This window comes from Endozoicomonas sp. PH6C, from assembly GCF_059322965.1.
Window position 1 is genome coordinate 1,408,302 of sequence record NZ_CP185342.1, and the last position, 26,016, is coordinate 1,434,317.

Consider the following 26,016-nt stretch of genomic DNA (forward strand, 5'->3'; position numbering starts at 1 on the left):
AGAGGCTGATAAACCGGATTTATCGCCATCAATGGGAAAATAAAATAACTGTCTTTTTTCCGAAAAGCGACTAAACATAAGGATTTGAATTCAGACACTTGAATATTCTTCAGATTAGTGAGAGCTTGCGATGTTTTTGAGGACTGTCTCCTTTGCCCTGATTCTATGGTTGGCATTAGCACCTTCAGTTAATGTTTCAGCAGTTAATTTTTCAGCCGGACAATATGAATCCAGTTTAATGGAGGCGGCTGCCGAGCATCGTGATTTCAGCCTCTACACCAGTCAGATGGATGCTGCTTTACAACACAAACTGTCCCGGCTGTTACCCTATCTGCCATTATACGACGGGGCATTTATTATTGATGTAGGATCTGGCACTGGAGCTGTGGCCGCAGCCATTGCCAGGGAAAATCCCGGATTAATGGTTCAGGGTATCGATATTCAGCCTCCGATGATAGCCCATGCCCAAAGTCGATACAGCGCAATAGAAAATCTTCATTTTGAGCAGGGCAGTAGCAATAAACCTTATGGCATGAATGCTGACGCAGTGATAATGGCTTCGGTCCTTCATGAGATCTATTCCTACAACGAAGATTCTCTCGCCGCTGTTAAACATGCTTTAGAGCTTGCCTATCAGACGCTTAAGAAAGGGGGGAGAATCATTATCAAAGATTTTGCCCGACCTGAAGATGGTACGAGGAGAGTTCGTTTTTATCACGCAAAATCTGATGTAAAAGACCGACATTGTTTCGCAGAATTTGCACTCGGCTTCTGGCAACTTAATCGGCCTGTGCCAATTGATTTGTATAAATGTACCGAAGATTATGAATCCTTCGAGACGGATATGGCATCAGCTTATGATTACATGTTCAGAAAGGATTACACGGAAGACTGGCATGCAGAAATTAAAGAACATTACGGATTCATTCATCCCCGCAAACTTATCTTTATGCTGAACGACGTTGGTTTTAAAGTTCATGTAGCTAAGTTTTTTGATAATGAATGGATTTTAGAGCACCGGATTCGTGGAAAAGTGTGGCTTAAGGATGTAAAGACCGGTGAGGACCTTCCGATTCCAAAATACGATATGGTCATTGTCGCTTATAAATAAAGCAGGTTAGCAAAATCGTCGTAAACCCTCGTCTGATAGAGGGCGTCTTAAAAGCCAACACGGCGGGGAGGATGTCAACTTCGACCAGCAAAGGTGATCGAAAGAGGTGTCAGTCAGAGGCAGCAATCAATCGATTATGCCCCCGTAGTTCATGAACGAACACCATGAACCCCTTGTTATTACGACATATGGTTATCACATTGCGGTCATCAGAGCTGAATGTGGCCCACTGGATCTGGGCATCGTGGGAAATGATCATTTTTTCGTCCCATGTTCCATCCGTTTGCTGGCCATAGATTTTCAACGTTTTATCTTCACTGATGGTCAATACGTGGCGGCTATCAGAGCTGAAGATGGCTTTGAGAACCCTTTTATCATGGGAAATGATCGCTATTTGCTGCCATGATCCAAGCTTCAGACTATAGATTTTTGCCGTGCGATCTGCACTGGCGGTTATCACATGGTGGCTATCAGGGCTAAAGGTGGCCCACAGGACAGAGAGTTTATGGCAAATGGTGTTAACGACCCATAATCCGTTATCCTCCCGGTACAGGATATTTGCCTTACCACCTCCACTGGAGGTTAACACATAGCGGTCATCGGGGCTGAGGGTAGCTGATATGACCTTGCGATTATGGGATATGGTAATTTCATGTTTCCATGATCCATCGTCCTCCTCAACATAGATGTTTACCCTGTTATCGGTACTGGTGGTCACCAGGCGGTGACCATCGCGGCTGAAGATGGCCGATGCGACCAAATCATCATCGGAAGTAGTCAATTTTTCTTGCCACAGCCCATTATCCTCCAGATCGTGAAGTTTTAATTTATGATCTTTGCTGATGGTCACTAGATGACGGTTATCAAGGCTGAAGAAGGCTAACAGGACCGGACCATCATGAGTAATGATTGTTTCTTGTTCCCATGATCCATTCTTCAGACCATAGATTTTCGCTGTATCATCATGACAGGCAATGACCAGACGTTGTCCATCGTAGCTGAATTGGGCGGATTCGATACTTTTATCTGAGGATATAAGGTCTTTTTCTTCCCATAATCCATCGTCCTTCAGAGTTAAGATTTTCGCCGTTCCATCGTAACTGGCAGTCACCAGATATCGGCTATTGGGGCTGAAGGCGGCTGATTTGATCATGCCTTTGTGGCGAATGGTGACTTCTTCTACCCAGGATTTATCGTCCTTCTCACGACAGATTTTTCCCAAGTCCCGGGAGATGCTCAACAGACGGCGTTGATCGTTACTAAAGCAGACCCTTAAGACAATATGAGGATGGGAAATTTTGATTTTTTTTGCCCAGCTGAATTCAGACTGTGATTCATTGAACTCGCGGGCATAGATTGTTGCCTGGCTATCCCGACCGGCAATCGCTATATAGAGACCATTGGGGATGGTACAGACAGACATGATATCGCGATCATGGGCAATGATGGTTTTTTTATCTACTGCAAATTTTTCACATTTAGACATCAGTCCAGTCAGGGTGAAATGGAACAAAGCAGGAAAATAAGTTTTCTCCCGGTGTTCTATGAGTGACGAAACTAACTCTTTATCATTCGTAAATAGCTGCAGCCATTGAGTGAGTTGTTTCACATCTTTTGTAGGAAGAGCACTCTTAAGTAGATATTGGTGTGGTGAAGTAAATCGCCGATACCAGGCCTTTGCAAGCGCATGGTTATCTTTAATGGTTCCGTGAAAGTAGGTACAGACCTGCTGTAAACGGGCAATATCCCGAAGCTCTAACAAGCCAATAATTTTGTCTTGTATTTCGATGGGCAAATCGGTCAATAAGGATTCTTGCTTGTCAGGTACTGAGATGGTTCTACCCCAACCACTGCCCGTTGGTCTTTCTAATTGAGCTTGATTGGAAGATAGTGAGAGTAAAGCTTCATTGTTGGAACTGTCCCGTATTTTATACATGTCTGGTTGCTCCTGAGTTACCGTTTCTCACCGAATAATAGGGTCGTTTAAAATTATGTAGTTAATTAGTAATGGTTTAAAACAAAAAGTTCATAACAGGTTGTTAAGTACAATTGACAAAAACAAGATCCTGATTTGAGAAAATGAGCAATAAGTAGACAGTGGTTTTTGTTTTTTGATACATGCAGAATGGCGTCACTCAGCGACAACATTCATTCTACATCTCCCCCAGACTGACCTGGCTGTCTTCAAGGTGGATTCTGCCCGTAAAAAATCCATCGTGGTTATTATGGGCTGCATTGTGGTCGACGATCAGCAGCAGGCTGTCAGGCAGATATTTTTTTAACATTTCCTGTGCCCGTTGCACCGATGCCTGATCCATCCCGGCGAAAATTTCGTCCAGTATGGCTACTTCGGGGCGCCGGTTAATTACCGAGAGCAGCGCCAGTTTTTTAATCTGGCCACCACTGAGCTGATCTTTCCAGTTACGTTCGTCGCGAAGCTGTTCTTCCAGAAGGTGCCATTGATCTTCAGGGCAGAAATCGATCTCCTGCAACCTGTTGATTAACTCTCTGTCTGTCAGGTCGCCTCGGTGTTCCGGCTTTTGACGACGCTGGTCGTTAGAGTCGCTTTCCAATCGTAACGTGACGAGTTCTCTCAGGGTTGTGTTGGGAGGAATGTAGGTTAACTGTTCGGCATGGAAGACTTCAGGCAACTCGCCATTGGCAGTGGTGTAGGTCACATTACCCGTTGCCCAGATACCGTTGCCGGCTTCTCTTCTGATCTTTGAAAGCAGGCTGCTCTTGCCGCTGCCAGAAGCACCGGAAACCGCATAATAGCCCTTGGGAATGGTCAATGCCTGATCGGTCATCAGCACTCCTTCAGGATGTCCCATGGAGAAGGCGTCCAGACGAATGGCGACCTCATCCCCTTTTTTTGCCCGATAGTCAGGCTGTTTCCAAAGTTCCGCCGGGGGATCGTTTATTTCTGCTCCCAGAGAATAAATGCTATAGAGCGCTTTATCGAAGCTCAGCAAGTTTTCGACGTTATTAGCGTGCCATGAGAAGGCGTCGGAAACACTGTCAGAGGCGAAAAGAAGGGCCTGATAATCGTCGTATGAGACTTCTCCGGTGCTCATTTTTTTGGCAATGAAAAGGCTTTTGGCGACGAAGTCAATAAGGCCTTTTGTTATGCTCCAGCTACCTGAAATCAGCTCTGCTTCAGACTGGCTGGCCTCTGTCTTTCGAAGTACCTGCAGCAGCTCGGAATACTTTTCGACCATAAAATCCTTTTTGGCACCGCTGCCAATGGTTCGGGCATTGGTGGTGAAGTCTTTTTTTAACAAGTCGATTTGAGTGTTCAGAGAATGCCTTTTGGTTTCCAGATCCAGGGCGCCCTGGTTAAGGCTCAGGGTTACGGACTCCGTCATTTTGCTGTAGATATCCATGAACACCAGCATATCGGCAGCGCCGCTTTTGACAATAAAAGAGAGGTCATAAAAACCACCGATATAAGCACGGGCCAGCGAACGCTTCAGTATGCTACCGGCGTTGACGACGTTGTGGATACTGACATCCATGTTGGCAATCAGGGTGTCGAGATTTTTATCCAGGTTCAGTCTGATAAAATTCTGGTCGTCGAAAAAGAGACTCTCCAGTTCATCCTGTGCAGCTTGCGTCATCAGAAGTCTGTAGTAGCTGTTTATCACCGAATCCATCAACCAGTGTCCCAGGTAAGGCAGGCAGAAATAGCCCAATGACAGACCGGCTTCCATATAATTGGATAGAGCCTCTTCCGGCTGTATACCGAGCCTTGGATTAAAGTTTGACAGACTTGCCTGGATAGATTGAGACCGGGAAGAGTGCATTTTGGCCAGTCTGGAACTCATCAGTTGAGAGCCTGCTATGGCAAGAGCCTGCATGTGTGAGAGTCTCTGGATGGTTTGGCGATCCATAATTTCATTAAGGATCTGATCCATTTCAGAAACGACTTCCAGATTGGTTTTGTCATTTTCGCGACTGGAGGGTTTCAGCGTGATACACAGATAAGAAAGAGATCGCTGGTCTTCTGAAAGTGAGGTAAACAGGCAGGTTCCACTCCAGACAGTGCCGGCACTTTCCAATAAATAAGGCACATTGAGTTGAGACACCGCAGAGCTGTACGAGCTGCCAATCAGTGGCAGGCGGCCCAGAGCCGATGAGAAAAAGGGCGTCATTACTTTTAGCTGGGTGACAGCGGATAATGTTGTGGATAAGGGCTCGGTGCCCGTAAGATTACAGGCTGCCATCACTTCATCGACTGCACCGATAGCCGCTCCTGCAGCCGCTCCCGGCATTCCTCCCAGGATGGCGCCGTTGATGGCTCCCTTTGCGGGTGCGCTGACGTACTTTTCAAGGAAGTTAAACTGGCCTGAAGCAATCAGTGCGCCACCGACAAAACCACAAAGGTAATTAATAGAGCTGGGCATGGGAGTATTGCTCATGGTAGCGGCTCCCATGACACCGGCACTCATATAATAGGAGGCAGATGTATTGAAGTGATTGTAAAGTAAATCCAGGCCGGATAGTGCGACACCGGAAATAACGCCTGCACTCACGGTATAAGAGGTTTGGTCGGGCGAATTGCTCGCAGCTATGCCACCTGCAATACCGCTCATGACAGGCATTACCAGCCACTGAGAATTATGCAATATCTGATGAGGCTGGTGAGATACCAGATCAGGATAAGAGGGTTGTAATAATTCTGAACAGAAAGCCATTTCATTCATTAATAACAGAATGAATCCCAATACAAAAAATCGCACTCAAAACTCCTTTTACTTCTTAATTCTTCTTTGTGTGTCACTTCAGTGGACTAGATATTAGAGTATGGGGGGGGCGGAAAAGTTCCTTCTTTTCTGATAATCAGTGAAGTAGTTTGAAGTGCTTATCTGGAAGGAGGCTACTGCTGTGTGGCGTGCAAAATGGGAAGTATCCGAATAGAGGTCTTTCTACTCTCCCTGCCCCCTATCAGGCGAGGGTTCTTGACCGCTCAAGAAGGTTCTGTTTCACAGTTTGTAGCTCAGCACCAGACACTTGTGTCCGGCGCTTAGTGTGGAGCGTCAGAATTCAGATCTGATTCCTGAGTCCTAATTGATCAGGATGAGGGTTTAGATAGGTTTGTTCCCGAATGTAATCGTTACCATGATTTTCAATGAAATGGCGTAGCATGGTCATTGGAACCACTAATGGCAATATACCCTGACGGTACTCTTCGACCAGTTTGAGAAACTGGTTTCGCTCTTTGGTATCCACGGTTTTTTTCACATACCCCAGAATGTGCAACATGGTATTGGTGTGGGACTTGCGGTTAGCCCTTTTTTTCAGGGTGTTCATGAATTCTTCGAAGTATTGTGCCAGCAAAGATTCCAGTTCCAGTTTGCCACCTTTGGCAACCAGTTTTCCCAGGGCTGTATAGTCACTGGGGTTGTGAGCCATGATCATATATTTGTGGGCAGAGTGGAAATGAACCACAGCGGCATGACTGGGGTTGTTCAGCACTTCGTTGTGCCAGCGGTGATAGGCATAGACCCGGGTGAAGAAATTTTCCCTTAAAACGGGATCATGGAGTCGGCCTTCTTCCTCAACCGGCAGTAAGGGTTGTGCTGCCATCAGGGCCTTGGCGTAGGCACCGGCTGAACTGACGCCGGAAGGGCAGCCGTTTTCATGGTAGACCTTGACCCTTTCCATACCGCAGCTGGGGGATTTTTGCATCAGGATGTAGCCACTGATATCGGTTAATTCTCTGGCTTTCTTGTAGCCATAGTCCGTTAGTTGATCGGTAACATCGACATCCGGATGATCCGTACCCACAACCCGAACCTGCTGGATATCCCCAACCAGACGAATTGGCTCTCTGGGGGTGCCGAGTCCGATGGCTACTTCGGGGCAGACTGGTTCGAAGTGGAAGTACTGGCTCAGGGTATTCATGCAGAATGAAGAGCGCTTGTGCCCACCATCGTACCGGACTTTCTGACCCATCAGGCAGGCGCTGATGCCGAGTTTGATGTCTTTTTCAGGTTCTGGAATCGAGACGATAGCCATTTAACTCTTCCTTTCTTATCCCTTTGCTTTCAATGTCACTTATTTTAAGGCAAACCCCCGGGAGCCTGTCGGACTATGGTTCGACCCGGGCTCCGGAAAGAGCGGCCATCTTTATCTTTTGTAAGCTTCCTGCCAGGTCCGAATAAAACGACAGCACGGAAGGCTAACATACTACTGCGTACGTATAAGTCCAACGATTCGGCACTGATAATAACAAAGACCGATAACAACAAAGGCCCAAGTTGCACTCACTTGAGAAACTCCCATATCAATATCGCTGAGAAACCTCCGACTGCCCCAGACACATAATCGGGCAGAGAAAAACCGAATATACTACGAAACAATAAACCGATTAAAAAACTTGCTACCAACATCACTGCAAGGGCAATCAGGCAACGTTTCCAGAGAGGCAATATGGATGAAGCAGTTTTAACATCAGACATGATTATCTTCAAAAGACCATAATCACCCAGTCTAGTAGGCGACCGTCATAACCCGCAAATTCAGAGGCGTTATAAACAGCGTGATTTACGATGCAAAATCGACCTGAGGGGTTGCTCAGACAGGTCAACCAGTCGCACAAATCCAACAATAAAAGCTGACTCGCCCCACTGAAATTCATTCCCGAAGGCTCAGGAGCGAGACAGGCTCTCCCGATTTTGTTTATGACTGCTTCAGCGCCTTGAAAGCAGAGAGTACTTTTGCTCTGGATGCTTTGAGGTCAACAATCGGTGCCGGGTAGTTAATCTCATGAGTATCTTTTTGCCAGGGGGCGTGAATCTCCTTACTGCTGAGTTTGTTCAGCTGGGGTAGCCAGTAGCGAATAAACTGGCCTTGTGAATCAAATTTCTCGGACTGACTGACAGGGTTAAACATTCTGAAATAGGGGGCCGCATCGGTGCCTGTGCTGGCAGACCACTGCCAGCCACCGTTGTTGGCAGACAGATCACCATCAATCAGATGCTGCATAAAGAAGGTTTCCCCGAGGCGCCAGTCAATCATCAGATTTTTGGTCAGGAACATGGCCGTGACCATTCTGAGGCGGTTGTGCATCCAGCCGGTATTCACCAATTGCTTCATGGCTGCATCGACTAATGGAAAGCCGGTCTCACCTTTGCACCAGGCATTGAATGCCTGTTTATCCTGATTCCAGGGCAGATGTTCGGTTTCCGTGATGAATGCCCTGCCTCTGGAGAGTCTGGGAAATCCATGCAAAATATGTTTGTAAAACTCCCGCCAGATTAACTCACTCATCCAGCATTGCAGGCCATCACTTCCTGAATCCATTTCTCCGTTGTTGGCTTGAAGGGCAGCATAAAAACACTGTCTGAGGGAGACTGTTCCTGAAACCAGATAGGGTGAGAGGGTGCTGGTGGCATCAATACCCGGGAAATCCCGGAACTTTTTATAACCTTCACCATGAGACTCAATAAATGCTTTGAGCCGGTTTGCTGCTTCCTCCTCACCAGCGGGCCAGAGTTTTTGCAGACCTTCTATCGGCGTAAACAGATTCTGGTAGTCGACGGTCTCAACTTCAGACAGCTTCAGGGGCTTTTGTTTTTCAGGCGCAGGCAGTGGCTGAATCTGATGCAGGTTAAGGGTTCGATAGAGGGCCTTTTTAAAGGGCGTGAAGACTTTGAAATAATCACCGCTGCCATTCAACAGTTGGCCGGGAGGGATCAGGGTCTGGTCAGAAAAGCGCTGGCACTCTAGCTGCTGCCCGATAAATGTTTGCTCTACAGCCTTGTCCCTGTTTTCTTCATTGAGCCCATGTTCGTTATTAAAGCTTATGCCATCGCACTGTAGCTTCCGGGTCATCTGCAACAGTTGTTGGGCACAGTGCTCAAACCTGAGAGACTGGATAACGACCAATGGAATGTTGAGTCTGTTGAGAGACTGCTCCAGTTGTTTGAGATTCTGCATCCAGAACCAGAGCTTGTTCGGGCTGTCATTGTGCTCCTGCCACTGATCCGGGCACAGGCAATAAACAGCTACAACCTCATTTTTGTCTGCACAGTGGTACAGAGCAGGGTTGTCTCTCACTCTCAGATCGCCTCTGAACCAGACCAGTGTTCGACTCATAGATATGTAGGCTGGAAATCCAGCCCACCTCCGAAATAGGCAAATAAATACTCTCTCTGACTGAGCTGGATTTTCATAGTGTGAATAGCACCTTCAGTTATATTTTTAAGTTATAACTCTGTTACGGACTTTAAAAGGAAGTGGATCATCCCGGGGAAACGTTAAGAACTCTGGCTTAAAAGTTGCTAAACAATATTTTAACTTTCTCACTATGCTATCAGGGGAGTTAATAGCATAGATGAGCTAACAGGATGGCTTTAAAAAAAGGTACTACACATGCTCGATACGAGTTCGTTTCCAACAACCCGTTCTGTTGAATATGAGCAGGTTTCTGATGATTATCTGAAACAGAGACAACTTAAGAAAGGAGCAGCGGGCTGGCTGGTTCTGGCTGGACTCGGGGTTTCTTATGTGATTTCCGGAGATTTTGCCGGTTGGAATTTCGGGCTGGAACAGGGCGGTTTTGGTGGCATGCTCCTGGCCACCCTTGTCATGGCTATTATGTATACCTTTATGGTGTTGTCATTGGCTGAGCTGTCTTCTTCATTGCCTACTGCTGGTGGCGGCTACTCCTACGCCCGTCGGGCAATGGGTCCTTGGGGAGGGTATCTGACAGGCACCGCCATACTTCTTGAATATGCGATCGCGCCTGCAGCGATAGCCGTGTTTATAGGCGGGTATGTGAATGAACTTTTTGGTTGGGACGGACCCCTGGTTTACGGTGCCTTCTATGCTGCCTTCATTGGTTTGCACCTTTTGGGGGCCGGAGAAGCTCTGAAAATCATGATGGTGATTACCGGCCTGGCATGTTTAGCCATAGTAGTGTTTATCCTGGGAATGATTCCTGTCTTCAACGTCGACAACCTGTTTGATATCGCCGTGAATGCAGAAGCTACCGGCGCTTCAACTTTCCTGCCCGAAGGTTATGTCGGTATCTGGGCTGCCATCCCATTTGCCATGTGGCTGTTTTTGGCGGTAGAGGGTGTTCCCCTGGCGGCGGAAGAAGCCAGCGATCCCAAGAAGGATATGCCCAGAGGGATTATCACCGCCATGGTCGTTCTGTTGTTGTTTGGAGGGCTGGTACTGGTTCTGGCCCCCGGCGCAGTGGGCGCCGAATACATGAAGGATCATGCTGCTCCACTGGTAGGGGCTCTGCAAGAAGTCTATGGTAAAGACTCTTACATGGCGACCTTTGTAAACTTTGTTGGACTTGCCGGTCTGATCGCGTCCTTCTTTTCTATCATTTACGCTTATTCCCGACAGGTATTCGCCTTGTCCAGAGCCGGCTATTTACCTCGCTTTTTATCAAAAACCGGTGAGCGAAAAGTGCCCACAATGGCCCTGGTCATTCCTGGAATCATTGGTTTCCTGCTGTCATTGACCGGAGAAGGTGATCTGATGATCACTATGGCCGTTTTTGGTGCCACCCTCTCCTACGCCATGATGACGCTGTCTCATATTATCCTGCGAGTTAAAGAGCCAGAGCTGGAACGTCCTTATAAAACGCCGGGTGGCATCATAACGTCAGGCATTGCTTTTGGTCTGGCTATTGTTGCCTTTCTCTCTACCTTTCTGGTGAGCAGCGAAGCCGCTTTCTGGTCTGCGGCTTTCTATGCCGTCATGGTGGCTTATTTCGGTTTATACAGCCGACAGCACCTGGTGGCTAAAGCGCCAGAAGAAGAATTCGAAGCCATTGCTGAAGCTGAGTCTGAGCTGAGCTGAGCTGAGCTGAGCTGAGCTGATTGGTTGGGCATCTTTCTGGTGCCTGACACCTGAAAAGCCTAAGAAAAACGAGTATCAAATATGCACAACCCCAGAGATGTCAAAACCATTGATGATGCCAAAAAGATTGTTGAAGAAAGAGGACTCTCTCACGTTAAAGTCGGTCTTTTCGATAACGATGGGATCATGCTTGGCAAATACATGAGCAAGGCCAAGTTTTTTTCAGCTCTGGAAAGCGGCTTTGCCTTTTGTGATGTAATCCTTGGCTGGGACAGTAAAGACCAGCTTTATGACAATGTAAAATATACAGGCTGGCATACCGGATACCCTGATGCTCCCGTACGAATCCTGCCCCATTCCTGCCGGGAGATCCCATTTGAAAATGGCATGCTGTTGTTCATTGCCGAATTCAAGGGGCAGTCAGAAGCGCTCTGTCCCCGGGGTACATTGAGAAGGGTAATTGAGAAAGCAGCTGACATGGGCTTTGATGCCCGTGCGGCGCTGGAATATGAATTTTTTATGTTCCAGGAGACACCGGAATCGGTTCGGGAAAAAGGCTTTCGAAATCTCAAACCATTGACGCCTGACTGGTTTGGTTATTCGATGATAAGAAACTCAGTGCATTCCGATCTTTATCACCAGATACTGGAAATGGCCGAAGTAATGGACTTTCCCATCGAAGGCATTCATACAGAAACCGGGCCTGGCGTGGTCGAAGCTGCCATTGCTGTCGACTCTGCTGAAAATGCCGCAGATAAAGCCGCGCTGTTTAAAACGTTTATGAAGGTGCTGGCGCAGCGTAATGGGCTGATGGCCACTTTTATGGCCAAGTGGTCACCGGATTATCCGGGGCAGAGCGGTCATATTCATTTGTCGTTGTTCAACAAAAAGGATGGGCAGTCGGCGTTCTTTGATCCCAGCCAGAAACACAACATCAGTCAGACACAGAGGCACTTTATTGCCGGTTTGCAGCGATTAATGCCTGAATTTCTGCCCATGCTGGCCCCTACCGTCAATAGTTACACCCGACTTATTCCCGGCTTCTGGGCACCTACCGACGCGACCTGGGGGGTTGAAAACCGTACCACTGCATTGCGTGTTATTCCGGGCTCAGAGAAGTCACAGAGAGTGGAATACCGGCTTGGCTCTGCAGATGCTAACCCTTATCTTTCCCTTTCCGGCGCTTTGGCTTCCGGTCTTCAGGGCATTATTCACCAATGGGAGCCTGAGGATCAGGTGAAAGGAAATGCCTACGACCAGGGGCACCCACCTGAATATGCACTTCCCTCAACGCTCTGGGATGCAGCTCAAAAATTCAAGCAATCCGAAGCCGCCCGAACGATGTTGGGTGGCGCTTTTGTCGAACACTACGCTGCTTCCAGAGAGTGGGAAGAACGAGAGTTCAGAAAGCATATTACGGATTGGGAAATGGATCGTTATTTCGAAATTATCTGATCACTTCCAACGGATTTAAAACAATGAATAATACACAGATTACCCTTTCACCAGTGGATGGTTCGGTGGTTGCTGAACGTCCACTGTCTGATGTTTCAGACATTAATCAAGCGTTGGCAAAGGCTGAGAAAGCTCAGCTTGACTGGCAAAGTACTGCTCTGGAAGAGCGGCAAAACATCTGCAGCAAAGCTGTGGATTATTTTGTCGCTCAAAAAGACGACATTGCCAGTGAAATTACCTGGCAGATGGGCAGACCTGTCAAATACGCTGCCGGAGAAGTGGCAGGGTTTGAAGAGCGTGCCTGCTACATGATTGAAGCTTCAAGTGAAGCACTGAAGCCCGTCACAATTCCTGAAAAAGAAGGCTTTACCCGTTATATCTGCAAGGAAGCTCTGGGTGTTGTGCTGGTCATAGCGCCCTGGAATTATCCTTACCTGACTGCAATCAACAGCATTATGCCGGCACTGCTGGCCGGTAATGCCGTGCTTCTGAAACATTCCGCTCAAACCCCGCTCTGTGCTGAGCGCATGGTAGAAGCCTTTCTGGAAGCGGGTCTGCCTGAAGGGCTTTTTCAGTATCTGCACATGTCCCATGAGAACACTGAGTACCTGATTCAATGTGACGCGATCAAGCATGTGGCGTTTACGGGCTCAGTTCCTGCGGGAGCCGTAGTAGAAAAGGCGGCTGCCGGACGATTCATCGGTATGGGTCTGGAGCTTGGTGGCAAAGATCCTGCTTATATCAGAGCGGATGCTGATCTGGATGCAGCGACAGACACGGTGATAGACGGTGCTTTCTTTAACTCCGGTCAATCCTGCTGTGGCATAGAAAGGCTCTACGTACATGAAGCTGTTTATGATGCATTTGTTGAAAAGGCTGTTGCTCTGGTGAAGCAATACCGCCTCGGACGACCCGATGATCCTGAAACCACTCTGGGTCCTCTGGTAAAAAGCAGTGCTGCGGACTTTGTCAGGGGGCAGGTGGAAGAAGCTGTGTTACAGGGTGCAGTTGCTCATATCGATCCGGCCTTGTTTCCCAAGGATGAAACAGGCACTCCCTATCTTGCACCCCAGCTGCTGACTCAGGTAAATCACGATATGCGGGTGATGACTGAAGAAAGTTTCGGTCCTGTTTTAGGGATTCAAAAAGTTTCCTCGGACGAAGAAGCGCTCAGCCTGATGAACGACAGTGAATTTGGACTGACTGCCGCCATTTTCTCACGGGATATTGAACGAGCGGTTGAGTTGGGTCGTCTGGTTCAAACCGGCACTTTCTTTGTCAATCGCTGTGACTATCTTGACCCTGCCCTGGCCTGGACAGGCATTAAAAACTCTGGTCGAGGCTGCACCCTGTCGGTGTTGGGTTTTGATGCCCTGACCCGACCCAAATCCTTCCACATCAAGCACGGCTGAGGCAGAAAGGAGACGTCAATGAACATTGAGCAGTACACAGCTAACTGGAATTTTCCGACAGCCATCCGTGCTGGCGCTGGCCGTATCAAAGATCTATCCGCTGCCTGTATGGAACTGGGGATGAAAAACCCACTCATTATTACTGATCCCGGGTTGTCACAGTTGCCCATGGTTCAGGAAGCCCGGTTACAGGTCAGCTCTGCTCTGACCGGTTGTGGACTGTTTTCCGGAATCAAGGGTAATCCAACCGGTGAGAATGTCTCAGCCGGCGTCGCTGCCTGTAAGGAAGGCGACCATGATGGTGTGATCGCTTTTGGCGGGGGGTCTGCCCTGGATGCGGGCAAGGCTATTGCCCTGATGGTTGGCCAGAGTCGTTCAATCTGGGATTTTGAAGATGTGAGTGATAACTACCTGAGAGTGAATGCAGAGGGAATGCTGCCCGTTGTGGCCGTGCCCACCACTGCCGGAACAGGCTCGGAAGTGGGGCGTTCTTCTGTGATCACCCATCAGGATGAGCAGGTGAAAAAGATCATTTTTCACCCGGGTATGCTTCCTGGCATCGTGCTTCTTGATGCCGAACTGACCTGTGGTTTGCCTGCCGGACTCACTGCAGCGACCGGTATAGATGCACTCTCCCATAATCTTGAAGCCTATTGTTCGCCTTTCCATCATCCTATGGCCCAGGGCATCGCACTGGAAGGCATTCGTCTGGTAAGAGACTATCTTCCCAGGGCAGTGGCGCAGGGCAGTGATCTTGAGGCCCGGCATCAGATGCTGGTGGCCTCCAGCATGGGGGCAACGGCCTTTCAGAAAGGTCTGGGTGCTATGCATGCTCTGGCGCATCCACTGGGGGCTTTATACGACGCTCATCATGGATTGTTGAATGCCATTCTGATGCCCTATGTTCTGAAGGCAAACAGAGCAGCCATCGGTCATAAAATGGCGGCCCTCAGTCGTTACCTTGACCTGCCTGCTCCAGACTTTGACGCTTTCTTCAACTGGGTGATAGAGCTCAGAGAACAGTTGGAAATCCCCCATACACTGGCTGAAATCGGAATCGACGATAGCCAGCTGGATAAAGTCGGGCGGATGGCGTTTGCCGATCCTTCGGCAGCCGGAAACCCAATCTCTTTCTCTGCGGCTGAATATCAGCAGATAGGCCAGGATGCGGTTCGGGGAGATCTATGATGAAAGTCGGTTTGCTATTGTGTGATGACGTTTCGCCCGAGCTGCGCAAGGTTCACAACAATTATCCGGATATGTTTCTGGCTCTGTTGAGAAAGCAGGAACCTGATATACAGATGATCACCTACCGGGTAGTGGATGGTGAGATTCCTGAAACGACCCATGAGTGTGATTGCTGGATTATCTCGGGCAGTCGTCACAGTGCTTATGATCCTTTTCCATGGATAGCTTTATTGGAAGGGTTTATCAGAAGGCTGTACGAGGATCGTTGCAAGTTGGCGGGTATTTGTTTTGGTCATCAAATCATGGCAAACAGTCTTGGGGGGCAAGTAGCGCTGGCTGACAAAGGCTGGGGTGTTGGTATGTCGTACAATCACGTCACCCGAAAGACCCGCTGGATGGAGCCTGCGGTTGAGGACTTCAAGTTACTGGTCAGTCACAGGGATCAAGTCACTCGTTTGCCATCTTCGGCTGAAGTACTCGCCTGCAGTGATTTCTGTCCCAATTTTATGCTGCAATATGGCGATTCTTTTATCAGTATTCAGGGGCATCCGGAATTCAGCAAGTCTTACTCTGCGGACTTGATGAATTCACGTCGGGAGGCGATTCCCGGGGACAGAGTGCGCAAGGGCATGGATTCGTTGAAAGACGATCCTGATAGTGATCTGATAGCTCAATGGATCATGCAGTTTTTCTAGTCATGGTCTAACCCGGAAATTTAATTGAGTTTCCGGGCTGATATTAAAATGGCTTATTAATCAATCGGTTGTATTAATATATGAAGTGCTGAAACAAACGGCTACGTTTTAGTAACAGTAGTCTTATTCGGATTTGACGTATGATATCAGTGAGTCGCCAGAGATAGATCGAGCCCTCTGGCCGTTTTCAATATTTGATTCTCACTGCCCTGGGGAAATACAAGTCCATATGAAATGGATTGAGCTCTGGTCACTCATCTGAAAGACCGGGCCAACAGAACAACATTATGTTTTTAGATCAATATTGTACTGAGCTGGAAAATAACCAGTTCTCATTCACTCGTCAGCAGTCCAGTGATTTTGCCAAGAATATCGCCAATGACTTCAACCCGCTGCATGATGTCGACACCAAGAAGTTTTGTGTTCCGGGTGATCTTCTGTTTGCCAAAATTCTCTGCTCTGAAGGGCTATACCCTGATATGAAAGTGAGTTTCAGTGGCATGGTCAGTGATGGCGTTGCCCTGTCGATTGCCGATGCCGGCAATGGTGACAAGATTATTTGTGACCAGAGTGAGAAGGAATACCTGCGGGTTGAGCATGATGGCAAGCAAACAAACAATGCTGACATGATTGCAAAGCTGGTAAAGGCTTATGTGGCGTTCTCAGGTGAAAACTTCCCACATGTTCTGGTGCCACTGATGAAAGAGAAGAATGTCATGATTAATGTGGCGCGGCCTCTGGTTATCTACGAAACCATGTCGGTACATCTGGACACAATTGATCTGAAAGACCCCGTAATAGAGGCCTCAGCGTCTCATCTGGAAGTGAATGGCAAACGTGGTAATGTCACCCTGGGCTTTGTCTTCAAAGAAGGTGACAAAGTTGTGGGCGAAGGGAAGAAAACCATGGTTCTGGCCAACTTGCGGGAATATGATCAGCCTGCCGTCGACAGTATGGTCGAGGAGTATAATCGTCGCCGGATAGAATACGCAGCTTGATTATTCTTCTGCATTATGAGGCTATCGGGAGCCTATCAGGCTCCCATCATTCTGTTATAATCCCGAATCCGCCATGGAAGACATCAGAGAGCCTGGTTTCCAGAGAGCTTCTCAAACATCAGGATTAAGAATCAGAGAGAAAGGATAGAGAGTCATGCCTGCATACCGTTCAAGAACCTCGACCCACGGTCGTAATATGGCTGGAGCCCGCTCGCTTTGGCGTGCCACGGGTATGAAGGATGATGACTTCAAAAAGCCTATTATTGCCGTAGCCAACTCTTTTACCCAGTTTGTTCCCGGCCATGTTCATTTAAAAGACATGGGACAGCTGGTGGCCAGAGAAATTGAAAAGCATGGTGGTGTAGCCAAAGAGTTTAATACCATCGCCGTCGATGATGGTATCGCGATGGGCCATGACGGCATGCTTTACTCCCTGCCCAGCCGGGACATCATTGCCGACTCCGTTGAGTACATGGTAAATGCCCATACTGCTGATGCCCTGGTCTGTATTTCCAACTGCGACAAGATTACTCCCGGAATGCTCAATGCCGCCATGAGACTGAATATTCCAGTGATATTTGTCTCCGGTGGTCCCATGGAGGCCGGTAAAACCAAATTGGCACAGCATGGACTGGACCTGGTCGATGCCATGGTCATTGCCGCCTCGGATGCCGACGATGAAACTGTTGCTGAGTATGAACGTTCAGCTTGCCCAACCTGTGGCTCCTGCTCCGGTATGTTTACCGCCAACTCCATGAACTGTTTGACGGAAGCTCTGGGTCTGTCCCTGCCCGGCAATGGTTCCATGCTGGCCACTCATGCCGATCGTGAGCAACTGTTCCTCGAAGCCGGTCGACGGATTGTCGATATTACCAAGCGCTATTACGAACAGAATGACGAGTCTGTTCTGCCTCGCTCTATTGCCAGCTATAAGGCCTTTGAAAATGCTATGAGTCTGGATATAGCCATGGGGGGGTCCACCAATACCATTCTGCATTTGCTGGCCGCTGCACAGGAAGCGGGTGTCGATTTCACCATGAAAGATATTGATGCCCTTTCTCGCAAGGTGCCTCAGCTGTGCAAGGTGGCACCTAACATCCAGAAATACCATATGGAAGATGTCCATCGTGCGGGTGGTGTGTTTGGCATCCTGGGTGAACTGGATCGGGCAGGGTTGTTGAACAATGAGATCCCGACGGTTCACAGTGAAACCATGGCCGCAGCTCTGGCTAAATGGGATATCAAACAGACCAGTGACGAATCGGTACTGACATTCTTCAAGGCAGGACCTGCCGGCATACGTACGACACAGGCATTCAGTCAGGAAACTCGCTGGCCAACGCTGGACGATGATCGTGAATCAGGTTGTATCCGTACACTGGAGCATGCATACAGCAATGAAGGTGGTCTCGCGGTTCTGACCGGTAATATTGCTCTGGATGGTTGCGTAGTAAAAACCTCTGGTGTCGATGAGAGTATTCTGGTTTTTGAAGGACCTGCACATATCTGTGAGAGTCAGGAAGATGCAGTCAGTGATATTCTGGAAGGTCGGGTAGAAGCCGGTGATGTTGTCATCGTCCGCTACGAAGGTCCCAAAGGTGGTCCGGGTATGCAGGAGATGTTGTATCCGACCAGCTACCTGAAATCCAAAGGTTTGGGTAAAGAGTGCGCGCTCCTGACCGATGGTCGTTTCTCTGGTGGTACTTCCGGACTTTCCATAGGTCATGCTTCTCCAGAAGCGGCAGCGGGGGGCAATATTGCTCTGGTAGAAAAAGGCGATATCGTTCGTATTGATATCCCTAATCGTACCATTGACGTACAGTTGTCTGATGAAGAGCTGGCCGAGCGTCGTACCCGGATGGAAGCGAAAGGCAAGGCAGCCTGGAAACCTCTGAAAGAGCGGCCTCGTAAGGTTTCTGCGTCATTAAAAGCCTATGCGGCTATGGTGACCAGTGCCGATAAAGGTGCTGTCAGAGATGTGTCGCTCCTGGATTGACAGTGACTCATGAACGACAAGCTCTATGTTATATAGAGCTTGTCGTGTACTTTATCTGTCGTAAACAAACAAAAAATTCAGGACAATGAGTCTGAGCTTACATTGATGTGCCGACTTAATCGAAAATAGCCACTATTTTGGCTATCGCTTCTTCAACTGCATCAGGATCAGCTTTCTCTATGAATTCTAGTTCTCCCGAAAGGTAGTCCAATGACTTGATCTGTTCACAAAGGGCAACTCCTGAAACATCTCCGCCATCAATTTTGACCTCAAAGGGCCAGCCTCTTATTGTTGATGTTATTGGGGCCACCAGAGCATATTTGGTAAACCGGCTATACAGCTTATTCGATAGAACCAACCCCGGCCTTCTCTTACGTATTTCCCTTCCTGAGGAAGGATCGAAGTTGATCCATACAACATCACCTCTGTCAGGAATATAGGGCATCAAATCTTCTCCCCACCAACAGGACCATCATTCATCCACTCCCTATCTTCCTGATTAGGCTCAAAACTGTTCTCGTCATAACCATCAAACATCTGCTCCAAGGTGTATTTCACCTTTGGCTTTGATTCCTTCAGGAGAATTTCACCCTTTAAAGAATTTACTTCCAACCAGGAACCTTCACCTAACCCTGAAATAGAAAGAGCCTTAGCAGGTATTCTAACAGCAAGGCTATTACCCCATTTTTTAATTTGAACGATCATCTGGCCACTGGCTCCGAATAAAAGTATATACACAGGTATAGACTATAGCGCCTGTGCAAGTTAATACAAGCGTTCTTAAATTTGGCCACTTTTAAAACTACGAGTGCTCGAAATCGTACAGGGAACTGAATTTTAGTTTCAGGTCTCCAGCCCATGCTCAAACACTAATCCTTACTGACTTTCATTTTCAGAGATGAGGTTGAGCCCGTTATCCGCCTTTTCTATTTAAAAACGGAGTTCAAAGGGTGATCAGGCTTGGTCTGGCGGGTGCTGAAAATCTGTCGCTGCTGCAATAGATGGACTACTTTACTGTAGCGTTCAAACTAAGCTAGAAAGACGACAATGGGTAATTACATGGCTCGATTACCAACTGCTGCTTCCCTTGGCCTCATCATAATGGCTTGCCCCTGTTCAAAACTGCTGGCAGGAAGTCCTTTTTCAACGCCAATGATGGAGGAATTTGTCAGAGAAAAAACCACAAAAGGGTCTGGCTTCCTGGAGGATTTAATTAACCATAATGCTTATACAGGCAAAATCCCTCCTTTTGTACCCAGCCCAAATAGCACCCATCTTATCTTTGCAATGAACTATGAAAATGAGCAAGGCGAAATAATAGCTGAGGGTTCAGAAGCATCGGATGGGGCTGGAGCGCAGCAGCCTCAGGCTTTAATGGATATTCCGCTCCCGCCAATGAATCATGCACAAATTACTGCCATTATCCTGGGATTGAATACAGGAATTGAAAACAACACCCTGAACACTATGTTGAGCTATATCCCGATAACCCCACCCGATGAGAGCCTGACAATTGCAAGCATGATTCAGCAAGTACAACAAGTTCTCCATATTTCGGCTGACAGTAACCAGAATGCAATGATAGGCGTTCTGACTAACATCGTGGGTACCGAATCTCCTGTCGATATGACTAAGCCAGAAGATCAACAGAACCTGGCGATTTTGATGTTGAGCTACTACACAGTCATTCATTCAAATGAAAGCCTCCCTCAGGTGGCTCATGCTTTATTTGACTCATTCCTGTTTCACGCCACTGGCTTGTCTGGTATTGAGAGACTCCATGCCGGAAAACGTGACCTTTTAGGTACATTAGCCTCAATAAACGATCACGACGTTTTAAAAGCAAATGTTAAAGAGTCTGCTTCCGTCTTCTCTGGCCTGAAGTTATTGGGAGAAATGCGTCTTAAGATTTTGCAACAATTGGGTGGTTCCCCAGAAGCTGAAAGTTCTGAGGCATCAGCAGACCCAATGTTATTAGCTGCTAACTCTCTGCTCAATTTTGAAGTTAATAAAAATTTAACACCGCTTTATCAGTACGGTGTAGAATCAGCTGAACAAATGTTAATGCTTATAGAAGAATATGGTGAGAAAGATCCTGAATCAGTTGCCTCGAATATGCAGTTCATGAGTTTCTTGTATGCCACAAGCCTGAAACTTGAACTTCTCTTTAAAAAAATCGTAAGTGCACATGTTGATAATATGCCGATTTGTTTTAGCCAATCAGATACGGATGAAGACATGGTTGAAAATTATGTAACGATTTTCAGAAAATTAGAATTAAAGATAAGACTAGAAAGGGTATTAAACGCCTCAAATGAAAACCCTGGAAATGAAAACCCTGAATTGTTTCAAAAATTTCTTCTAGCCTTAGAAAAGTTCATAACGAATCAATTAGAAAAACTGTTTATTGGTAGATGTGAATTCACACGCACAATGTTAAGCCTTGGCACAATGTTTGACAGAATGCAAATAAACTATGTTGTGGCAGTGTCAACTGCTGTGATGGCGATGTTTCCGCCAACTGTTAATACCAACGTCACTGAGCAGGTTCATGGAGCTATACAAAACAAGGCAGAAAAGAGAGATAAAGAAAAAGAGCTTAGCATCGAAGAGAAGGAGAGAAGAAAAGAAGAAGAGAGGATAAAATATCTGAAAAAACGGGAAAAATACCTGGATGATTTCACTGAATGGTTCGATGCTAACTTTGATTATTCTGTGGAAGAACTTTATGGTTCTGAGAATATCGAGGCTGTCAGAGCGAGAGTGGAAACGTTTTGTGGTTCTGAGAATATCGAGGCCGTCATAGAGAGAGTGGATGCGCTTTATGATTCTGGGGGTATCGATGCCGTCAGAGAGAGTTTTGGCTTTTGACGGAGTTTATTTTTAATCTTCTTCCTGTTCTTTCAGCCCGGTTGCTATTAGCAGGCTTTCCGGGAAATTTTTAAAAAGAAGATCAGAGATTGCTCAGGAAGAGTATCAGAATCAGGCCCGGGCAAATCGTCCTGATATACCAGGGCCAGATCTTCCAGAACAGGCTCTTCCGGATTTCAGGAAAGCCCTGACTCAATTCCTTCAGCAGGCGGTTCTGACGCATGATCCAGCTGCCATAAATGGCAATCATGAAGCACAAAACAGGTTGCAGATACTGAGTAGCGACTTTAACGGCCAGACCCAGCAGCGTCTCAATGTGATAAATGATTAAAACCGACAGGCAGGCTGAGATCACCGTAATGCACCAACTGGCGTAATGGCGACGAAAACTGAGCTTTTCAACCATATAGGCTACGGTTGGTTCTATCAGAGAAATCGATGAAGTCAGCGCGGCAATCGTTAGCAGCATGAAGAAAGCCAGCGCAACCAGCTGCCCGAGTATTCCCAGCTGATTAAATAAGGTTGGCAGTACGTTAAAAACCAGCGTGTCAGCACTGTGGAGCTGTCCGTTAGCGGTGTAAATCTCGATACCCTGCTGCATGGCAGCGAACATACAGGGAATGATCAGCATACCAGCCAGGAACGCCACTGAGCTGTCGACCAGCGCAACCTGGAAAGCGGTGAGTGGAAGGTTGGCTTTTTTACTCAGATAAGAACCGTAAACCATCATGCAGCCCACACCCAGGGACATAGAGAAGAAAGACTGCCCCAGGGCTGAAATCAAAAGCTGTTGGTTCAGTAGTTTGGAAAAGTCCGGAATCAGATAGACTTTCAAACCTTCTATACCACCGGGTCGGCTTAAAGCGAAAGCAATGAGCACAGACAAAATAATAAACAGGGCGGGCATCAGCCTGTTACACCAGCGCTCTATGCCCTCTTTAACCCCACCGATGACGATCAACGTGGTCAGAACCATGAAAAGCAGGGTGACCAGAGCCGTTGAGTAGACATTAAAATCGGTCAGCCAGCTGGCCGCCGCGTGAAGGCCGCCCAATTCGAAGATCGGGGCCAGAGAGAAACCAGTAAACCAGCCACCGATAATGCTGTAAAAACTGTAAATCAGAGTCAGGGTCACTAATCCCATAATGCTGGTGATCAAGCCCAGTTTTTTGACCCAGTTCCTGTTATCCAGACCGGTCATGGCAGTCACTGAGTTGGATTGACTGTATCGGCCGATAGTGAGTTCGGCCACCAGTGTGGGATAGGCAAGAAGGAATGAGAAACAGAGGTAAACCAGAACAAAGGCTGCGCCGCCATTTTGTGCCGTCTGGGTTGGAAAGCTCCAGATGTTTCCCACACCTACTGCGCAGCCGGCAGCGGCAATAATAAAGCTCAGTCTGCTACTGAACTGACCTCGTGTAGCCTGGATTTCTGGCAAGGTGGATTTACTCTGATCAGTCATTCCATTCAGGGACTGTTTGTCCGCCGACTTATTTTTAATACAGCCTGTTGATAACAGCTTCCTCGTTGTCTGATGCGCGGGCCTGATCTTTATGGGCCGACAACTGCGCCGCTGTAACAGCAAATCCCAAAGACTATAGCAGTGATTTTGAGGTTTGCTTTTCGTTTTTACCTACTTGTTGGGGCGAATGAACAGCAACGGTTTGCCTTTCTCCAGTACATAGGGGTAAGCGATGGTTTTGTTGTCGTCTCCGATACCCACCTCTTTGGGCGCCATGTAGAAATAGACCCACCCTGGCAGACGGGCACTCAGCTTCTGATAAAAGACATTCTCGCTGATGCTTTCCAAACCTTCACCCTGGGTGATGGACAGCCTGGGGAAAGCGTTATCATCATGGGCTGAGAAAAACCAGGCTGGCTCTCCCGCCATACTGAAATAGGAGAATGAAGGCGCATGGTCGACAGCAGTTGGAACCGGGATATACAGACTCAGAACACAGTTCATTCGGGCAAAAGAGCAGGTAGCACCGGTCTGTTCCAGGTACCACTGCTTGAAAGCCAGACCATTATGCTCGAAAGGTGTTTTGATCGGCTTGTACTTGTAATTCATGTCGTTGAGGATGGTCAGGGCGGAACGGGTCAGCATCAGCTCCATTGTTTCTCTGGCTCCGATCTCATCCTCGGCCATGGCGATGGGCATCCAGGCAAATAACCTGTGGTGATCATAATGGCTGGCACCCGGTACCGTCCATCCCCAGTAAAAGCGTTCAAAGGCGCCATAAGGTTTGACATTAACTCCCACCACACCGCTGGCAGCACCATAGGCCGGGTGAGAAATATTGCCCAGTTTGTAGTCCTCCAGCTTGCCTTCCTTGTTGTAAGCTCCGGCAGGTAACTGCTGGTCATACACCTGTTCAAGCATGCCGCCTGCATTAGTCAGGTTCTTGGCTTTGGACCATTTCTCGTTATAGGCCCCTTTATGGTTTGACATGTTGAAGGCACAGCCTGCTACCAGCAATGCAGCAGCTGCTCCCAGCAGGTTTCGAAAAATCATATCCATACACTCCTGTGCGCGGTTTCGGATCTCTCGAACCATCGGCCCTGCCATAGAAGCCTTTATAGAAGTTGTTCGCTTGTTGCAAATGCGTCTAGCAAGTGGGTTTATTTAGTGCAATAGGAAATTATAAGCGACTTATTAAAGGCAGAATGAGTCAACCGACTGAGATTGAATACTATTTTTAGCCAGAGGTCTGACGGTCACAGCTGTCTGTTTAATGTCATTAAAAACGTACCAATTGGTATAAAATTCAGGCTTGAAGAGGAGCAGGCATACCGGCCAGGAAAAGGCTCAGGGTCAATAATTCATCCCAGCAGTTGATTTTTTCAAGCCCTTTGACACCTTTGTCAATATGGCCAGTATGAATCAGCATCTGGCGAAAGGCACGCTCACTGTGACGCCCCATGCATTTTTCCAGCAGGTTTTTACGTTTCTTGAGAATAAAGGAAGACATGCCGTGAGTTTTGGCTGCCTGATCATAAGCCACGTTGGGCGGTGTGCCCCGGGATTTTAATCGGCTGAGGTGGCTGAGCAGTCGCACGTCACGGGCCAGAGCCCAGAGCACAATGGGTGGCTCAATGCCTTCGCTTTTCAAGCCGCCGAGTATTCTGACCACAGACTTCGGGTCACCATTCAGAGCAGCATCAGCCAGCTGGAAAACGTCATAGCGGGCACTGTCAGAAACCGCTTCCCTGACGGTTTCCACTTCAATCTTTTTGCCATCCGCCAGTAGCTTCAGTTTTTCAATTTCCTGTGAGGCGGCCAGCAGATTTCCTTCAATGCGTTCGCAGAGCAGCGAAAGAGCATCCTGGCTGGCTTCAAAGCCCTGACTTTTCAGACGTCGGGCAATCCAGCCCGGCAACTTGTCATGTTCAACAGGCCAGATCGGGATAAACAGTCCTTCCTGTTCCAGGGCCTTGAACCATTTTGCCTTTTGGCTGGCATTATCAAGCCGGTCGGTAATGATCAGTAGCAGGTTATCCGGAGAAAGATGTTTCAGATATTCCTGAAAAGCTTTTCGGCCTGCATCACCGGGCTTGCCATTGGGCATCCTGACTTCAAGAATTTGTTTTTCAGCGAACAGTGAGAGACTGTTTGCTGCTTCCAGAAAATCCCCCCAGTCAAAGTTATTGTCGACATGGTAAACGTGTCGCTCGGTAAACCCCTGCTTTCTTGCCGCTTGCCGGATTTGGTCACAGCACTCCGAGACCTGCAGGGGCTCATCGCCACTGACTATGTAGACAGCACAGAGTTGTCGCTTGAGTTGGGCGCCGAGTTGGTCGGGTCTGATGTTCATTGTTCCGCTTCACGCGCCTCTCGCTCGGCTTCGAGGGCTTTGCGGGCTCGTACTTCTTCCTGGCGAAGCACTTCACCGGAAATAGCAGCCACCCTGCGAACAGTGGTCAGCAACAGCTCCTGACGAAGCTGATCAAAGATGATGGCTTCCTCGCTCAGGGCCGCGTTGGTCTGGTTCTTGTCCTGGAACATGTAGCGCTCGTTGAAGAGCACAATGGGGTCAAAGAGTTTCAGGCCATCATTAGTGCTGAGCTGGTAGGTCGCTTTCAGGGTCAGCAGGCGTTCGTACTGACCGACACTGGCTTGAATCTCATCGCCTGTCGAACGCTCCAGACTCAACACTTGCAGGTGATAGTGGGCATTATCTGTGATCTCAATACCATTGAGCGTCAGGGCTTTTTTTAACTCCCTGACAAACGGCAGATCACTTCCTGAGACAGACAGCTGGGCAATTTCACTGGCAATATCGACCTTGCCTCGCAGCTGAAAGCCGCAGGCTGTCAGCAAACCGGTGATCAGTAGCAGGGGGAGAATGGCCCCTGTATGAAAGCGTCTTGTCATAATCTCTCCATTCCGGGCTCAGGACTCTTTATTGAGCTCATGGCTGTTTTAGCTCAAGGCTGATGAACTGCGACCAGAGATTGTGCCAGCAGT

The 26,016-nt window shown here is 48.0% G+C and carries 19 protein-coding genes; 9 read left to right on the forward strand and 10 right to left on the reverse strand.

Annotated features, from left to right (window positions below; genetic code table 11):
- The first annotated feature begins 169 nt into the window (after nucleotides 1-169).
- On the forward strand, nucleotides 170-1,111 hold the full coding sequence (locus ACOMG9_RS05550; RefSeq protein ID WP_494529915.1) for a class I SAM-dependent methyltransferase: 942 nt from the start codon (nucleotides 170-172) through the stop codon (nucleotides 1,109-1,111).
- A 109-nt stretch (nucleotides 1,112-1,220) separates the two neighbouring features.
- Here the strand turns inward: ACOMG9_RS05550 and ACOMG9_RS05555 are convergent, their stop codons facing one another.
- The 4 genes from ACOMG9_RS05555 to phrB form a co-directional block, all read right to left on the reverse strand.
- Entirely contained in the window at nucleotides 1,221-3,047 is a 1,827-nt protein-coding gene (locus tag ACOMG9_RS05555) for an F-box/WD repeat-containing protein (RefSeq protein ID WP_494529916.1), read from the reverse strand.
- 217 nt (nucleotides 3,048-3,264) lie between these two features.
- Entirely contained in the window at nucleotides 3,265-5,850 is a 2,586-nt protein-coding gene (locus tag ACOMG9_RS05560) for an ATP-binding cassette domain-containing protein (protein ID WP_494529917.1), read from the reverse strand.
- Between the two features lie 304 nt (nucleotides 5,851-6,154).
- A complete protein-coding gene (locus ACOMG9_RS05565; RefSeq protein WP_448216112.1) occupies nucleotides 6,155-7,129 on the reverse strand; it encodes a YbgA family protein in 975 nt (324 codons plus the stop codon).
- 663 nt (nucleotides 7,130-7,792) lie between these two features.
- On the reverse strand, nucleotides 7,793-9,211 hold the full coding sequence (phrB, locus tag ACOMG9_RS05570) for a deoxyribodipyrimidine photo-lyase (RefSeq protein ID WP_448216113.1): 1,419 nt from the start codon (nucleotides 9,209-9,211) through the stop codon (nucleotides 7,793-7,795).
- Nucleotides 9,212-9,487: 276 nt separating this feature from the next.
- On the opposite strand from phrB, the gene eat reads away from it, so the two are divergent.
- From eat to ilvD, 7 genes are all read left to right on the forward strand, one after another.
- Nucleotides 9,488-10,933, forward strand: a complete 1,446-nt coding sequence (gene eat / locus ACOMG9_RS05575; RefSeq protein WP_422132709.1) for an ethanolamine permease — start codon at nucleotides 9,488-9,490, stop codon at nucleotides 10,931-10,933.
- A gap of 81 nt (nucleotides 10,934-11,014) precedes the next feature.
- A complete protein-coding gene (locus ACOMG9_RS05580; RefSeq protein WP_494529918.1) occupies nucleotides 11,015-12,388 on the forward strand; it encodes a glutamine synthetase family protein in 1,374 nt (457 codons plus the stop codon).
- Between the two features lie 23 nt (nucleotides 12,389-12,411).
- A complete protein-coding gene (locus ACOMG9_RS05585; protein WP_494529919.1) occupies nucleotides 12,412-13,800 on the forward strand; it encodes an aldehyde dehydrogenase family protein in 1,389 nt (462 codons plus the stop codon).
- A gap of 18 nt (nucleotides 13,801-13,818) precedes the next feature.
- Nucleotides 13,819-14,988, forward strand: coding sequence for an iron-containing alcohol dehydrogenase (locus tag ACOMG9_RS05590; RefSeq protein WP_448216116.1), 1,170 nt, complete (start codon nucleotides 13,819-13,821; stop codon nucleotides 14,986-14,988).
- On the forward strand, nucleotides 14,985-15,683 hold the full coding sequence (locus ACOMG9_RS05595; RefSeq protein ID WP_422132713.1) for a glutamine amidotransferase-related protein: 699 nt from the start codon (nucleotides 14,985-14,987) through the stop codon (nucleotides 15,681-15,683). Before ACOMG9_RS05590 ends, ACOMG9_RS05595 begins: the two co-directional genes overlap by 4 nt.
- Before the next feature lie 287 nt (nucleotides 15,684-15,970).
- Complete coding sequence (locus tag ACOMG9_RS05600; RefSeq protein ID WP_448216117.1) at nucleotides 15,971-16,681, forward strand: DUF3581 family protein; 711 nt, start codon at nucleotides 15,971-15,973, stop codon at nucleotides 16,679-16,681.
- A 154-nt stretch (nucleotides 16,682-16,835) separates the two neighbouring features.
- Complete coding sequence (gene ilvD / locus ACOMG9_RS05605; RefSeq protein ID WP_422474290.1) at nucleotides 16,836-18,677, forward strand: dihydroxy-acid dehydratase; 1,842 nt, start codon at nucleotides 16,836-16,838, stop codon at nucleotides 18,675-18,677.
- A 115-nt stretch (nucleotides 18,678-18,792) separates the two neighbouring features.
- Here ilvD and ACOMG9_RS05610 read toward each other — a convergent pair whose 3' ends face one another.
- Complete coding sequence (locus ACOMG9_RS05610) at nucleotides 18,793-19,122, reverse strand: type II toxin-antitoxin system PemK/MazF family toxin (RefSeq protein WP_448216118.1); 330 nt, start codon at nucleotides 19,120-19,122, stop codon at nucleotides 18,793-18,795.
- The gene (locus tag ACOMG9_RS05615; protein ID WP_448216119.1) at nucleotides 19,122-19,382 is read right to left on the reverse strand and encodes an AbrB/MazE/SpoVT family DNA-binding domain-containing protein; all 261 of its coding nucleotides are present in this window, start codon (nucleotides 19,380-19,382) and stop codon (nucleotides 19,122-19,124) included. The genes ACOMG9_RS05610 and ACOMG9_RS05615 overlap by 1 nt, the downstream gene beginning before the upstream one ends.
- Before the next feature lie 354 nt (nucleotides 19,383-19,736).
- Here ACOMG9_RS05615 and ACOMG9_RS05620 point away from each other — a divergent pair, with 354 nt between their 5' ends.
- A complete protein-coding gene (locus ACOMG9_RS05620) occupies nucleotides 19,737-21,548 on the forward strand; it encodes a hypothetical protein (RefSeq protein ID WP_448216120.1) in 1,812 nt (603 codons plus the stop codon).
- An 82-nt stretch (nucleotides 21,549-21,630) separates the two neighbouring features.
- Here ACOMG9_RS05620 and ACOMG9_RS05625 read toward each other — a convergent pair whose 3' ends face one another.
- The 4 genes from ACOMG9_RS05625 to ACOMG9_RS05640 form a co-directional block, all read right to left on the reverse strand.
- Nucleotides 21,631-23,010, reverse strand: a complete 1,380-nt coding sequence (locus ACOMG9_RS05625; RefSeq protein ID WP_422132719.1) for a sodium-dependent transporter — start codon at nucleotides 23,008-23,010, stop codon at nucleotides 21,631-21,633.
- Nucleotides 23,011-23,181: 171 nt separating this feature from the next.
- On the reverse strand, nucleotides 23,182-24,063 hold the full coding sequence (locus ACOMG9_RS05630; RefSeq protein ID WP_422132720.1) for a hypothetical protein: 882 nt from the start codon (nucleotides 24,061-24,063) through the stop codon (nucleotides 23,182-23,184).
- Nucleotides 24,064-24,316: 253 nt separating this feature from the next.
- On the reverse strand, nucleotides 24,317-25,363 hold the full coding sequence (gene holA / locus ACOMG9_RS05635; RefSeq protein ID WP_494529920.1) for a DNA polymerase III subunit delta: 1,047 nt from the start codon (nucleotides 25,361-25,363) through the stop codon (nucleotides 24,317-24,319).
- Nucleotides 25,360-25,923, reverse strand: coding sequence for an LPS-assembly lipoprotein LptE (locus tag ACOMG9_RS05640; RefSeq protein ID WP_422132722.1), 564 nt, complete (start codon nucleotides 25,921-25,923; stop codon nucleotides 25,360-25,362). The genes holA and ACOMG9_RS05640 overlap by 4 nt, the downstream gene beginning before the upstream one ends.
- Nucleotides 25,924-26,016 lie beyond the last annotated feature (93 nt).

Bases quoted from the DNA above. Each gene is read 5' to 3' on its own strand.
- holA (WP_494529920.1), bottom strand. From the start codon at position 25,363: ATGAACATCAGACCCGACCAACTCGGCGCCCAACTCAAGCGACAACTC.
- ACOMG9_RS05585 (WP_494529919.1), top strand. From the start codon at position 12,412: ATGAATAATACACAGATTACCCTTTCACCAGTGGATGGTTCGGTGGTT.
- ACOMG9_RS05640 (WP_422132722.1), bottom strand. From the start codon at position 25,923: ATGACAAGACGCTTTCATACAGGGGCCATTCTCCCCCTGCTACTGATC.
- ACOMG9_RS05625 (WP_422132719.1), bottom strand. From the start codon at position 23,010: ATGACTGATCAGAGTAAATCCACCTTGCCAGAAATCCAGGCTACACGA.
- eat (WP_422132709.1), top strand. From the start codon at position 9,488: ATGCTCGATACGAGTTCGTTTCCAACAACCCGTTCTGTTGAATATGAG.
- ACOMG9_RS05590 (WP_448216116.1), top strand. From the start codon at position 13,819: ATGAACATTGAGCAGTACACAGCTAACTGGAATTTTCCGACAGCCATC.
- ACOMG9_RS05555 (WP_494529916.1), bottom strand. From the start codon at position 3,047: ATGTATAAAATACGGGACAGTTCCAACAATGAAGCTTTACTCTCACTA.
- ACOMG9_RS05580 (WP_494529918.1), top strand. From the start codon at position 11,015: ATGCACAACCCCAGAGATGTCAAAACCATTGATGATGCCAAAAAGATT.
- ACOMG9_RS05600 (WP_448216117.1), top strand. From the start codon at position 15,971: ATGTTTTTAGATCAATATTGTACTGAGCTGGAAAATAACCAGTTCTCA.
- ACOMG9_RS05610 (WP_448216118.1), bottom strand. From the start codon at position 19,122: ATGCCCTATATTCCTGACAGAGGTGATGTTGTATGGATCAACTTCGAT.
- ilvD (WP_422474290.1), top strand. From the start codon at position 16,836: ATGCCTGCATACCGTTCAAGAACCTCGACCCACGGTCGTAATATGGCT.
- ACOMG9_RS05565 (WP_448216112.1), bottom strand. From the start codon at position 7,129: ATGGCTATCGTCTCGATTCCAGAACCTGAAAAAGACATCAAACTCGGC.
- phrB (WP_448216113.1), bottom strand. From the start codon at position 9,211: ATGAGTCGAACACTGGTCTGGTTCAGAGGCGATCTGAGAGTGAGAGAC.
- ACOMG9_RS05630 (WP_422132720.1), bottom strand. From the start codon at position 24,063: ATGATTTTTCGAAACCTGCTGGGAGCAGCTGCTGCATTGCTGGTAGCA.
- ACOMG9_RS05595 (WP_422132713.1), top strand. From the start codon at position 14,985: ATGATGAAAGTCGGTTTGCTATTGTGTGATGACGTTTCGCCCGAGCTG.
- ACOMG9_RS05620 (WP_448216120.1), top strand. From the start codon at position 19,737: ATGGCTCGATTACCAACTGCTGCTTCCCTTGGCCTCATCATAATGGCT.
- ACOMG9_RS05615 (WP_448216119.1), bottom strand. From the start codon at position 19,382: ATGATCGTTCAAATTAAAAAATGGGGTAATAGCCTTGCTGTTAGAATA.